11 protein-coding genes are annotated in these 13,515 nt (G+C 40.6%); 4 read left to right on the top strand and 7 right to left on the bottom strand.

Annotated features, from left to right (window positions below; all coding sequences use genetic code 11):
- The first annotated feature begins 29 nt into the window (after positions 1-29).
- Together RE474_RS01695 and RE474_RS01690 are read left to right on the top strand one after the other, a co-directional pair.
- Positions 30-1,055 (top strand): DUF21 domain-containing protein, encoded by a 1,026-nt coding sequence (locus tag RE474_RS01695; protein ID WP_309311262.1) that lies wholly within the window; start codon positions 30-32, stop codon positions 1,053-1,055.
- 115 nt (positions 1,056-1,170) lie between these two features.
- Positions 1,171-2,025: a mechanosensitive ion channel family protein gene (locus tag RE474_RS01690; protein ID WP_309311261.1), complete on the top strand. Its 855-nt coding sequence runs from the start codon at positions 1,171-1,173 to the stop codon at positions 2,023-2,025.
- 32 nt (positions 2,026-2,057) lie between these two features.
- On the opposite strand, the gene RE474_RS01685 is transcribed toward RE474_RS01690, so the two are convergent.
- The 4 genes from RE474_RS01685 to RE474_RS01670 all read right to left on the bottom strand — a co-directional run bounded on the left by RE474_RS01685 (position 2,058) and on the right by RE474_RS01670 (position 6,470).
- Positions 2,058-4,772, bottom strand: a complete 2,715-nt coding sequence (locus tag RE474_RS01685) for a cation-translocating P-type ATPase (protein ID WP_309311260.1) — start codon at positions 4,770-4,772, stop codon at positions 2,058-2,060.
- 78 nt (positions 4,773-4,850) lie between these two features.
- On the bottom strand, positions 4,851-5,483 hold the full coding sequence (locus RE474_RS01680; RefSeq protein ID WP_309311259.1) for a MarC family protein: 633 nt from the start codon (positions 5,481-5,483) through the stop codon (positions 4,851-4,853).
- A 562-nt stretch (positions 5,484-6,045) separates the two neighbouring features.
- Positions 6,046-6,216, bottom strand: a complete 171-nt coding sequence (locus RE474_RS01675) for an ATP-binding protein (RefSeq protein ID WP_309312271.1) — start codon at positions 6,214-6,216, stop codon at positions 6,046-6,048.
- 8 nt (positions 6,217-6,224) lie between these two features.
- Positions 6,225-6,470 carry a PAS domain-containing protein gene (locus RE474_RS01670; protein WP_309311258.1) on the bottom strand — a complete coding sequence of 82 codons (246 nt, stop codon included), beginning with the start codon at positions 6,468-6,470 and terminating at the stop codon, positions 6,225-6,227.
- Between the two features lie 458 nt (positions 6,471-6,928).
- Here RE474_RS01670 and RE474_RS01665 point away from each other — a divergent pair, with 458 nt between their 5' ends.
- Positions 6,929-7,582 carry a peroxiredoxin gene (locus tag RE474_RS01665; protein ID WP_309312270.1) on the top strand — a complete coding sequence of 218 codons (654 nt, stop codon included), beginning with the start codon at positions 6,929-6,931 and terminating at the stop codon, positions 7,580-7,582.
- Positions 7,583-7,643: 61 nt separating this feature from the next.
- Here the strand turns inward: RE474_RS01665 and thiC are convergent, their stop codons facing one another.
- From thiC to RE474_RS01650, 3 genes are all read right to left on the bottom strand, one after another.
- Entirely contained in the window at positions 7,644-8,927 is a 1,284-nt protein-coding gene (gene thiC / locus RE474_RS01660) for a phosphomethylpyrimidine synthase ThiC (protein ID WP_309311257.1), read from the bottom strand.
- 210 nt (positions 8,928-9,137) lie between these two features.
- Positions 9,138-9,938 carry a hypothetical protein gene (locus RE474_RS01655; RefSeq protein ID WP_309311256.1) on the bottom strand — a complete coding sequence of 267 codons (801 nt, stop codon included), beginning with the start codon at positions 9,936-9,938 and terminating at the stop codon, positions 9,138-9,140.
- A gap of 50 nt (positions 9,939-9,988) precedes the next feature.
- Positions 9,989-10,849, bottom strand: coding sequence for a hypothetical protein (locus RE474_RS01650; RefSeq protein WP_309311255.1), 861 nt, complete (start codon positions 10,847-10,849; stop codon positions 9,989-9,991).
- A 161-nt stretch (positions 10,850-11,010) separates the two neighbouring features.
- On the opposite strand from RE474_RS01650, the gene RE474_RS01645 reads away from it, so the two are divergent.
- On the top strand, positions 11,011-13,323 hold the full coding sequence (locus RE474_RS01645) for a DNA topoisomerase I (RefSeq protein ID WP_309311254.1): 2,313 nt from the start codon (positions 11,011-11,013) through the stop codon (positions 13,321-13,323).
- Positions 13,324-13,515: the final 192 nt, after the last annotated feature.

Genomic DNA, 13,515 nt, shown 5'->3' with positions numbered 1-13,515 from the left:
CTTTTGAAACTGCGTCAGCGGAATAAAACATGAATGAAATAATTACATGGTTTTTGATATTTTTATGTCTGGTCCAGTCCGGTATCTTTTCCGGTCTGACCATTGGAATGTTCGGACTCAGTCGTCTTCGTCTTGAGATAGAAGCAGAGGCCAAAAATGATAATGCCAGGAAAGTACTTGCTCTGAGGAACAATTCCCATTTATTACTTTCAACGCTTTTGTGGGGGAATGTCGGAATAAATGTACTTCTGGCATTGCTTGCTGATTCTGTGTTTACAGGAGCTTCGGCTTTTGCTTTCTCTACGGTGTTCATCACATTGTTCGGAGAAATAGCTCCTCAGGCATATTTTACAAGAAACTCTCTTCGCCTGGGTGCCACACTTTCGCCTCTTGTGAAATTTTACATGTTCCTGTTGTATCCGGTAGCAAAGCCTTCAGCTATAATGCTGGATATGTGGCTTGGAAAAGAGAAACTTGAATATTTCAAGGAACGGTCTCTTGGTATAATGCTTAAAAAACATATAGTTTCCGAAAGCAGTGATATCGATTATCTTGAAGGTCTTGGCGCTCTTAATTTTCTGTCAATAGACGACCTTCATATTAAGCAGGAAGGTTCTGTGGTAGATCCATTGAGTATCATATCTATGCCCACTTTCAATGGTCTTGTGGTATTTCCTTCGATGGAAGATCCGGATTTTAACATTCTTCTCGAAAAGATGGCCTCAAGTTCAAAGAAATGGGTTATAATACTGGATGAAACAAGTGAGCCAGTAATGGCAGTTGACTCAGGATCATTTCTCAGAGATGCTATTTACAAAAAGGAAACTTTCAATCCTTACAAATATTGCCACCATCCCATTATTGTCAGTGACCCGGAAGAAAAACTTGGAAGCATACTTCATCGCCTGACAGTTTATCCGGTGAATGACGAGGATGATGTTATTGATGATGACCTGATACTCTACTGGAACAGGGACGACCCTGAAAAGATGATCATTACAGGTTCCGATATTCTGGGAAGGCTTCTAAGGGGTATTGTAGTAAGAGTTGAATGAGTTCCTGGTAGTTTTAAAAAATATATGGGCTGAATTTACAATATCATCCTGAACGATAGTATAAATACAGGAATAAACAAAATTCATGTAGATTCATTTAAGTCAGGGTGGATGAATGATAACATGGCAGGATATTTTAGATAATGTTGACTTCTGGGTAAATGCCGGAGTAAATGTTCTGATAGTTCTCTTCCTTCTTTTATTAATCAATGTTTTTTTCACTATTATAAGAACGAATTTGATGAAAAAAGCAAAGACCAAAAAGCAACGCTCTAATATCAGGATATTCGGTCAGCTTTCCAGGTATACCCTGTCCTTGCTTGTTATTATATTTGCCATTCTTACATCTTCAGGAGCATGGTCCGGCTTTGGCGTGTTCCTTGGTTTGCTTTCAGCAGCCATTGGTTTTGCTCTCCAGCAGCCGATTACAGGTGTAGCTGCCTGGATAATGGTGGTTACAAAGAGACCTTTTGATATAGGTGACAGGATAATCATAGGTGATGTAAAGGGTGATGTCGTTGATTTTAACCTTACACATGTACATGTAATGGAGATAGGGGGTCTGATCACCGACGAAGAGAATTCAGGGAGGATCGTTATGGTTCCTAACTGGATGTTGTTTGAGAAAAACATCATCAACTACACTTATAATAATGATTTTGTATTACATAGTGTTACTGTTAATGTGACCTATGAAAGTAACCTCGACCGTGCAATGGAGATAGCAGATCTTTCTGCAAGAAAATTCCTTGCCGGGACAATCAGTACCAGTCCCGGAAATCCTAAAGTAAGGGTTGATTTCCAGGCAAGCGGTATCGATGTTCAGGTAAAGTATTTTTCACCTGCAAGGCAGTTGCATGAATATTCCTCAAAGATAACAAAGGAGATATTTGACAGGATCAATGACACTGATGATGTTGAAATAGCCTATCCTCATACAGAGGTTATCTTCAGGAAAAAGGTAATGTAAGTATAGATCTACAATACAAATTCGCTTACAAATTACCATTTGAGGAAACGGGTTATCAGTGCTGAATCTTTCCTTATTCCATACTTTCTTAGTTCATCTACAGTAAGCAGGAGTATTGCAAAGGGTACTGCAATAAGTACATATTTCATTGATATTGCAGCAGTGTTGAATATCATATTCACAAGTGGGTTGAATATTATGAATGCGAGTATGATAAGTTCACTTGCAATTCCTACAAGGACCATTTTGTTACTGAAGAATCCTTTTGTAAGTACAGACTGCCTTCTTGTTCGTGATGTGAACACGTTTGCTATCTGGCAGATAATAACGGCTGCAAAGAAAGCAGTGATTGCCTGCATGTAAAGAGTGTCTGTAAACGGAAGATCCTGTCCCCATTTCCATCCTCCGTCAAAGAGGACAGCAAAGTAGCATGCAAATCCTGCAGCGGCTTCTATAGGTCCCTTGATGCCGTAGGAAGTCAGCAATACCTGAGGTGTCAGGAGCTTTTCATCCCTTGAACGTGGCGGACGTTTCATGATGTCACCTTCACCTTTTTCAACTGCAAGTGACAGGGCAGGAAGAATGTCCGTACCAAGGTCGATAGCAAGGATCAGCTGTACATTCATAGGCAGTGGAAGTGCCAGCAAAACAAATGCGATGAATGGTAAAATTTCGGGAACATTGCTTGTGAGGATATAGGCAATGAACTTCTTGATGTTGTCAAAGACAGTCCTGCCTTCTTCAATTGCGTTGACTATGGTTGCAAAGTTATCATCAAGCAGCACCATGTCTGCTGCTTCTCTTGCAACATCAGTGCCGCTTCCCATGGCAACACCCATATCAGCATTTTTCATGGCAGGAGCATCGTTAACACCGTCTCCGGTCATTGTAACGATCTCCCCTGCTTCCTGGAAAGCCTGCACGATCTTGAGTTTCTGTACCGGGGAGGTTCGGGCAAATACAATACTTGGTGCTTTTAGTCTATGTGAGAGTTCATCGGTTGAGAGTTCTTCAAGTTCCGCACCTGTTATCAGTAAAGGGTCTTCGTGGTCACTGGTAAGTCCGACAGAAGCAGCAATGGAACGTGCAGTTACAGGGTGATCTCCTGTAATCATAACTACTTTGATGCCTGCTAAATGACATTTCTCGATAGCTTCTCTTGCTTCCGGTCGTGGTGGGTCAACAGCACCTGCAAATCCAAGGAATACGAATCCATCCTCATACTCTTTGACACTGTCAGCTTTCCTATAAGCAAATGAAAGGACTCTTTCTCCCCTTTTAGCCATTTCAAGATGCTCGGCTGCAAGATTCTTTTCTTCCTCATCGCCAAGTGTTTCTTCTTTTCCATTTACCAGAATATGGCTACACATGTCGAGAATAACTTCGGGAGCGCCTTTCATATACGCTTCCATAGTTCCTTCTGGTGTCTTACAGACCACCTGCATTCTTTGTTTTTTGGAGTCGAATGGGTATTCAGATTCCCTTGGATAATCATCTTTTAATTTGCCAATATCAGTGAATTCACTTGCATAGATCAGGAGGGAACCTTCAGTAGGATCTCCTTTGTATCCTGGTTTTTCATTAGTGAGTCTTGAGTTGTTACATATAGTGGCAACTCTCAGAAGCATCTCTGGTGGTTTTTCTTTGTTTTCCATATCAAGCATGCCTGAGCCAGTGTACACTGAATGGATTGCCATTTTATTTTGGGTCAGTGTACCCGTCTTATCGGTACATATAACCGTTGTGGAACCAAGAGTTTCAACGGATTCCAGTTGCTTGATAAGAGCGTTTCTTTTTGCCATTCTTTTTGAGGCAAGGCTCAGTGCAAGTGTGACCGTTGGAAGCAGTCCTTCAGGTACGTTTGCTACGATGATGCCTATGGCAAAGATCAGATTTGCAAGGAAAGTGTCCTGTATCAGGAATCCGACAATAAAGAAGGAAATTCCAAGGAATATAGCAATCGCTGAAATGATCTTGATAAAATCGTTAAGCTCTCTGCGTATCGGTGTGTCTACTGATGCTGTTTGTTCTGTCAAAGCTGCAAGTTTTCCTATTTGTGTATCCGAACCGGTACCAAATATGATGGCTTTACCATTTCCTGTCTGAACCAGGGTTCCTGAGAAGACCATGTTCCTGCATTCAAGTATATTCGGATGGGTACAGTCCAGTGATCTTAGTTGTGGTTCAGCTTCTCCTGTTATTGGTGAGTTGTCAACTTTCAGGGAATTCTCTTCGATGAGTCTTCCATCGGCTGGTACTTTGTCTCCCTCTTCTAAAAATATGACGTCGCCGACAACAATATCGGTGGCAAGTATTTCGGTAATCTCGCCATCTCTTAGTACCTTCGTTTTTGGTGGTATCAGGTTTTTGAAACTTGCCATGATGCGTTCGGCCTGATATTCCTGAATGAATGTAAAGGTCCCATTCAGGATCACTACTCCAAGCAGTGCTATGGCAATGAAAATATTACCCTGTCCGGGGTCCAGCCATTCGGCTATGAATGATAATATTGAACCGAATAATAACAAAAGTGAAAAGAAATTCTTGTATTGCTTGAAGTATCTGACTAAAAGGCTCTGTTTTCCAGTTTCCTCGAAAACGTTCTTTCCGCAAAGTTCAATTCTGCGGTTTGCTTCTTCTGTAGACAATCCTTCAGGCGTTGCACCGAGTCTCTCCAGAATCTCTTTTAATGAAACTCTGTGTTCGTCACCTTTGGATTTACATTGGATTTTATTATCGGTTGTCAATCCTCTTCCACACTCTAATATAATTATGGGACAATGGCATAAAATGATTGTGTTTGTTTATCTGCAATTGCAGCTGGATTACTGGAATGATATGTATATATTCCAGAGTCCTGTTGCTATGAAATTAACAGCCATGGCTGCCAGTAAAAGTCCCATTAGCCTTGTAAACACCAGCATTCCGGTGTGTCCCAGGAATTTGTATATCCTTCTTGAAAAATGGAATAATATGTAAGTGATCGCAAAAGTGATAGTGATTGCAATAAGGACTGATGTGCTCTGGAGCACTGAAGAAGCGGTCCCCATGAGTACGATCACTGTGGTAATAGCACCGGGGCCTGTCAGAAGCGGCAGTGCTATGGGGAATATCCATATGTCACTACGTTCCATGGATTTATTGATCTCCACTTCTGTGATGCTTTCCCTCGACACCTTTGCATGCATCATGTCAAATGCAACTGTTAAAAGAAGCATACCACCTGCCACTCTTAGAGAATCAATATCAACACCGAAGAATTCCAGTATCATTTTTCCGGAAATGGCAAAGAACAATGCCATAATGCATGCAAGGAATACTGATTTTGTAGCCAGCGAATTCTTTTCATCCTGTGTCATATCACTTGTCAGTGATACAAATGTGACGACCCCACCTACCGGACTGACTATTGCGAACAAAGAACTGAATGCATATATAAAAAATGCTGTATTGTCCATCCTCGTTTGTTCTCCCTTTATACCTTATCTCTTTTTTATATATTAATAAGATTTATGGTGGCATCGATAACATCAAACTCTATATTTTTATTAAGTGCGTGACTATATTGTTAACCTCTAATTCGGTCGGTTTTTTGTTTCAATCTGGTATCCCTTATATAGTGGTTTACAATGAGGCCGTCTATTCTGTTACACAATAGTAAAATCTACATGCAGTATTTATATTTTCCAGTTATGTTTATATACAAGTTTTCAGAAAAATATAAATTGTCAGAGAATACCTACTCTGGCATATTTACGGATGTGGGTCATTTGAAATCCATCTAACTACCTCCTTCAAACTCGCCACATCCCCTTTTATAGTTGCCCTGGCTTGCCAGGGCCACTTTCCATTCACATATACTTTTTGTATAATATATTTTGAATGAATATGGGGGTTTACGATGAGTGGTTTACATTTGTTAGTTTACAAATGTGTTCTCTTAAAAACAGTTCTGCAAATATGGATTCTATGAGGTTTGCCTTGAAAATAGGTCCGTTCTATAAATCTCCGGAAAAAAGCTCATTTCGGTTTATGAAAAACGGTGGATTTATCAGGCATAACCAGTAGCTTAAAAGAGAATTTACTTCCTTTCCCTGCTTCACTTCCAACCCAGATTCTTCCACCATGCAGTTCAATGAGTTCTTTCACAAGTGTAAGTCCAAGGCCTGTGCCCTCAAAGCTTCTGGAAATTGAAGCATCTATCTGGCTGAAGAAACGCCAGATTCCACAAGAGGTGGAAACGTTAGCATGTTAACCTTCTTTGTAGCTTCAGCTGAAAGAGAACCAATGATAGTTAAAAGAAAATCATTTACAGAAGTGATATTCCCTTTCGTGTCACACGAAAGTATTCCAAGAGGCAGTTCATCAACAAGATTTTTGAAGTCCTCATGACTACAATCAGAGGTTGAGGAGTCATTTATGCCTTTATTATGCTGTTTTGTCATTTTTCATAAAATGGTGCCTTAATACCCGTCTTTTTTGAGCGCTTTCACTTTCCATTTGTATAATTCAGTATTTATATTATGTTGAATAATGTGTTATTCTGAGCAGAACTGTCTCCATATTAATGATGTAACAATCAACTTCTTATGCTTGAAATCCTTAATATTTATTGGAGTGCGGGCAGATTTGTTATTTTATTATTCTGTCCTTTAGTTCATACTCTTAAAGAGTGCACTTCTTAAAGGTGAAGCATATGGATGAGAAAAAAGACATGAAAAAGCATCTTGAAGGGCAGTTCAAGGAAATGAAAGACTATATTTCCAGGAACATCAAAGATCTGGAGCTGGAAAAGGAATTTGATAAACAGGCAAAAGAGATCAATGAATATCTTGACAGCAGCATGAAGAAATTGAAAGCAAGCATGGGGGAGAAAAATATGTCAGCTTCAGAAATTGTCAGTATGCCTCTTATAGGTGACAATGCACCCTCTTTTACAGCTGTGACGACGGCAGGTGAAATTAATTTCCCTAAGGATTACAAAGGTAAGTGGGTTGTACTTTTCAGTCATCCTGCTGACTTTACGCCGGTTTGTACTACGGAATTCATGACCTTTGCAAGTATGCAGGATGAATTTAAAGAATTGAATGCTGAGCTTCTGGGTCTGTCAATCGACAGCATCTATGCCCATATTGCATGGCTGCGAACCATCAAGGAAAAGATCGAGTACAAGGGCATGAAAGATATTGAGGTCACCTTCCCGGTAATTGCAGATCTTAAAATGGAAGTAGCAAAGAAATTCGGCATGGTACAGCCAAATGCATCGGATACTCAGGCTGTCAGGGCTGTTTTTATGATCGACCCGAAAGCAAAGATCAGAGCTATTGTTTACTATCCATTGTCCAACGGAAGAAACATGGATGAGATCAAGAGACTCTTGCTTGCAATGCAGAAGTCCGATGCCGAAGGAGTTGCCACACCTGCCAACTGGCAGCCAGGGGATGACGTGATTATTCCACCACCGGGTTCATGCGGAACTGCAAAGGAAAGAATGGACTCAGAAGAGGAAGGCAAATACTGTCTTGACTGGTTCCTGTGCTTTAAGAAGCAGTCATAAATTAGGAAAAGGGACAATTGGGCCCTTTTATTTTTGAGTCTTCAGTTTCAACCTGAAACTCTTACTTTTTCTTCTCTTCTTCAAGTGCCTTGCTCACAATTTTCATGGCACAAAGATCACCGCACATGGAACAGGCTTCACTGCCGGTGTTCCTGCTGTCTCTTATTTTCTTTGCCTTCTCACCATCGATTGCAAGTTTGAATTGTGTATCCCAGTCAAGATTCTTGCGTGCATGTGCCATTTTATTATCAATTGCCCGTGCACGTTCTCTCTGTCCTTCCTTTGTAAGGTCGGCAGCATGGGCAGCAATCTTTGTAACAATTGTTCCTTCACGGATGTCATCATTTGTTGGCAGTGCAAGGTGTTCTGCCGGTGTTGTCATACACAGGAAGTCTGTGCCGCACATGCCTGCAAATGTTCCACCTATGGCTCCTGTTATATGGTCATATCCGGGTGCAATGTCGGTTACAAGAGGGCCAAGAAGATACAGCGGTGCATTATGGCATAGATTCTTCATTCCCTTTACACTGAGTTCTACTTCATCTATTGGAACATGTCCCGGACCTTCCACGAAACACTGGATGTTTGCTTCCCTTGTTCTCTTGACAAGCTCGCCAAGGGTTATGAATTCCATAAATGAAGGTCCGTCAGAAGCATCGTGGATGCATCCAGGTCTCATACCATCCCCAAGGCTGATTGCCATATCGTATTCATAGGCAATTTCCATAAGGTAATCATATTCTGCATAGAATGGATTATCTTCTCCGTTATGCAGCATCCATGCAAGGGTAAATGAGCCACCGCGACTGACAATATCAGTTATCCTGTTGCCCTGCTTTATTCTCTTAAGGGCATCCTGGTTCACAGCGGCATGAATTGTAACAAAATCAATGCCGTCCTTTGCATGTTTGCGTACAGCATTGAACATGTCATCGGATGTCATATCAACGACAGCTTTCTGGGAGGCTGCTGCCTGATAGATTGGTACGGAACCTATCGGGATGTTCACTGCATCCATTATCTTTTTCCTGATAAGGTCAAGGTCTCCGCCGGTTGAGAGGTCCATAAGCGCATCCGCACCAAAGGTTTCTGCAGTCTTTGCCTTCTCAACTTCCTCATCGATATTGATGTAATCCCGGGATGTTCCGATATTAGCATTTACTTTAGTACTGAGGTATTTTCCTATACCTACGACCCTGCAGTCCCTTACAGGGTTGTTCGGGATACTTATAGTCCCGTTGGCAACACATGAACAGATGGTCTTAGCGTCAATGCCTTCATCCCTGGCAACGGCTTCCATCTGGGGTGTGATCTTGCCTTTTTTAGCATCTTCCATTAGTGTCATTGTATCTCCTGCATGCAGTGTCTATTAGGTGCAGATACATTGTAGAGGCATATATATGTTTCACAGGACTTATGGAATATCTGAAGTACTCAGTATCAAATTGTCCATAGTTGATAATACCTGGCAAATTTGAGGCTTAATTCTAATAAGGCATGCGTATGGTTTATTTATCGATGTAAAAACCTGATTGGGATTATCCTACACTGTTTCCTATTCTTCATCGTAATATCTTACTCCATGAGATATTGTCGTAGTATAGAGTCCATTTTTTGTATCCTCTTCTTTTGTACTCTCTTGTATGTGCATTGAGTAGAGTTGACCTTTATAGAATGCTGTTTCTATCATCAAATGACCAGTTTCATCATTCATATTTACATCCATAATGATGTAAGGTTTTTCTTCATCGATAGGAAGTGGTTGCTGCATAGAGGCATATTTGGAATTGATCTCATCTGCAATTGTGTCTGTTTTATTTTCATCCTTATCAACTGTATAACCCGATAGAGCGAACATGACCTTATTTGTTTCAGAGTCTATCAGTTCTATGGAGTTATTCTGTATATTGTAGCTACAATTTTTTCCTTGTCCGTATATTTCAGACATTATTAAGCCATCTTCATCGTATACTCTTCCATTTTCCGGTTGTGAGTAGTAACTATGAACATCATATCTGTCAAGATCTGCTGCAAAAAACGTAATTGTTTCATCTTCATCAAAGTCAGCATTGGGATAGATCACTCCGCCGGAATAACTCCTGGAACCACTAAATGTTAATGTTATGGTGCCCGATGATTTCTGAACAAGGTTTCCGGAGTGCAGGTATCTAGTATCAATACCTTCCTCCTCAATGGCTTTCTCTGCAATGGACGTTAATTCTCTTCCATATTCTGATTGAGGGTCTATTATGACATTTTTCCGGGCTTCTGCCATTTCATAAATTACTGCAGTAAAGGAAATCAAAATTATTGCAATACTGATAAATATTATTTTGTAATTTTCTTTAAAGTTCATATGTAGCCCTCAACATGGTCATTATAGTTTGAACCATAAGTCAATTGAAATTACTTCTCTACTGTTTCTTCCTCATCGTAATACCTTACAGTATGCGAGATTACTACATTGTAAATATCCTGTGTTATTTCTCCTGTGTGCAATAAGTATAGCTCCTCTTCATCAAAACAGGCATCCAGGACTAACCAGCTTTCTTTTGTTTCCTGCGTTACATCTATTACTGCATAAGGCTTCTCTTCGTCAACAGGAAGCAGTTGCTGTGCAAAAGGATATTCAGAATTAATCTTCTCCGTGATTGTACTATTCCTGTTTTCTTTCAGGATAACTTCGTAATCTGGTAGTATGAACACGATATCATTTGTCACAGGGTCTATAAGTTCTATAGAATCACCGTTTATCCTGTAGTTGTAGTCTTTTCCCCATCCTGATTTTTGAATTGTGCCTGAAACGTTCTTACTATACTTTCTCCTGTTTTCCAGCAAATGATTTTCGTAGATTCCCATATGATAATTATAAACGTCATATACGTCAAGATCAGGTTCGAAAAATGTAATGGTTCCCGTATCAGCAAAGTCTTCGCATGAGTATATCTTAGCACTGGACAAAACCTTTGCACTCTGGAATTTCAGCATTGCAGCATTTGGTGCATTTGGTGCATATTGGACAATATTTTGAATTGAAATATAGTTAGTGTCAAAACATTCCTTCTCGATTGCTTTTTCTGCTATATATGTCAGTTCTATTCCATATTCTGACTGGGGGTCTATTATGTTCCACGGTCTGATTGGAATCTCACTACTGTAGCCAGAAGTTCTGTGATAGGCGGAGATAGCACAAAACATTGCTACAAACAAAATAGAAATTATCACGAGAATTATTAATGTATGCTTGTAGTTATTTTTTAAGTTCATGCACTAATCACTAATATATTTCATAAAATATTTTATTATTTTTTAATATATAATTAATTCGGTAGAAAATTATGAGGTCACATCAAGTAACTATGACTTCAATTATCACTTTCACCCTGCAAGCTCAATTTTTATCTATAATCAGAACATAGGGTTGCAGCATGTCCATAGTCGTATTCACGGAAAAAAACAAAGCAGCTTCCCAGATAGCAAGTATTCTCAGCGGAGGGCACTTTAACCGGGCTTCGGTGGAAAGCATTCCTGTTTATGACTTTAAGATGAACGGCAAAGAATGGAGGATAATGGGACTTGCCGGTCACATCATGGGTTATGATTTCCCGGAACAGTTCAACAACTGGCGTGAATGTGACCCGGCTGTCCTTCTGGATACACCTCCTGTGAAGAATGTTACAAAAAAACCATATGCTGCTGCAATATCACTTCTTGCAAGCGGCGCTGAAGAAGTTGTCCTTGCATGCGACTTTGACAGGGAAGGGGAGAATATCGGATTTGAAGCAAAGGAAATTGCTGAAAGGGTGGCTTCACTGCCGGTCAAAAGAGCACGATTCTCATCACTTTCTGCCAGTGAGATCAAAAACGCTTTTTCAAACCTTGTTGAACCTGACTATAATATGGCAATGTCAGCAGAAGCCAGACAGATTCTTGATCTTAAAATGGGTGCAGCGTTTACCCGCTTCATGACATTGTCCGTAAGGGAGAAAGCTCGTACCAAAGGGGTTATCTCAATTGGTCCGTGCCAGACTCCTACTTGTGGTTTTGTTTATGAGAGGGAGAAACTGATCAAAAACTTCAAGTCAAAGGACTTCTGGAAAATAGAAGCACTTTTAAATTCAAAAGGTGCGGATTTCACCGGTGTTCACAGGGCCGGAAACATTCATGAAAAAGAAAAGGCTAATGAGATCTTTGCTCGCATAAAGGATTGCAAGACCGGTCTTGTGGATAAGAAGAGCGTAAAAGAGGCTCGTACTAATCCTCCTTATCCGTTGAATACAACTGAGTTTCTCAAAAGAGCTTCCAAGTTCCTGGGTGTTAGTCCTGAGGAAGCTCTGGAAACAGCAGAGCAGCTATATCTTTCAGGATTTACGAGTTATCCGAGGACAGAGACTAACAAATATGCTGATGATTTTGATTTTAAATCCAAACTGGTAGCTTTCTCATCAGGTATCTACCAGAAATATGCACTGACAATCCTCTCCGCAGGTGAGATTACTTGCCGGAACGGGACTAAAGATGGGCATGACCACCCGCCTATTCACCCAATTAAGGCAGCATCAAAAGATGACATCGAAAAGGGTGTCAGAATGCCGAATGCGTGGAAAATCTACGATCTTGTTGTGAGACATTTTCTTGCAAATCTTATGGAGTCTGCCATATTTGAGAAAACCCGATTGGAAATCCTTGTTGGTGGCGAGATATTTGATGTAACAGGTTCAATTCTGACAAATCCGGGCTGGCTTGATGTTTATCCTTTTGAAACCAAAAATGACAAACTACTGCCTTTGATCGAGGAAAAGGACGAGGTTGCTGTAAAGGAACTAAAGAATACAAAATCCGAAACCACTCCTCCTAAAAGACTCACAGAGGCTGAACTTCTTACTCTGATGGATAAGCATGGTATTGGTACCAAAGCCACGGCTCCAAGTCATATAGAAACCAACAAGAAAAGAGGGTATTTCGAAACTAAAGGTAAGACTATTGCTATTCTGGATACTGGCTTTACTCTGATGGATACGCTGGATGCCACGGTTCCTATACTTGTACAGCCTGAGATTAGGGCTCGTATTGAATCACTCATACAGGATGTGGAAGATGGGAAGAAATCACTCGAGTCTGCTCTTTCAGAAGGAACAACTCTGATAAAGCAGATGTATTCTCAGCTAACATCAAGCAAAGATGCAATTGCTGCCAGAATGGCAGGTACTATTGTGGATGAGCAGGTTGCTACGGATAAGAAGAACTTTGTTGGCACCTGCCCTGAATGTGGAAGAATGCTGCACATGATCAAGACTGAAAAAGGACGCTTCGTAGGTTGCACTGGATATCCTGAATGTAAGAATACTTATCCCCTGCCAAAGGCAGGTGTGCTTACTGTTCTGCGCTCTCAGCAGTGTGAAAAAGGTGGTGTTGCGGTAATGAAGGTGGGCAACAAGTATAACTGGGCTGTGGGAATTGGTCCATGTTTTACCTGTGATCTGGAAAAGAAATGTTTTCCGCCAGAAATTGTAGGTCCGTGTCCGGTCTGTGACGGTTCGATGTTCCTGATCACTACAAAAGATTCCCGCTTCCTTGGTTGTACTAACAGATGCGGGCACACACAATCTGTGCCTAAATCAGGTAGACTTACTATACTTGACAGGTTATGTGAACACTGTGGGTGGCATATACTTCGTGTCAAGGAACAAAAACAAGATGCTGAGGAGTTTTGTGCTAATAGGAAATGTTCTGGTAAATAGTAGTTCTTAATGATTAATCAATCAAATCTGATTTATCATTAAATCAGTTTTCCTTGATTTAATGCCAAAACTGAAAAAGCTTTATATATGATAAAATCCCTTCTAGGGATTAGAGACGAATTGTAGGCCTATTTCCTGATCATGTCTACTACACAAATGGGTCAAGCCGATCTACTACCTCCAATATACCTC

The organism is Methanolobus sediminis (genome assembly GCF_031312595.1).
GTDB classification, from domain to species: Archaea; Halobacteriota; Methanosarcinia; order Methanosarcinales; family Methanosarcinaceae; genus Methanolobus; species Methanolobus sediminis.
The sequence above is the reverse complement of the archived record's forward strand: the minus strand, read 5'-3'. Positions and strand labels throughout refer to the sequence as shown.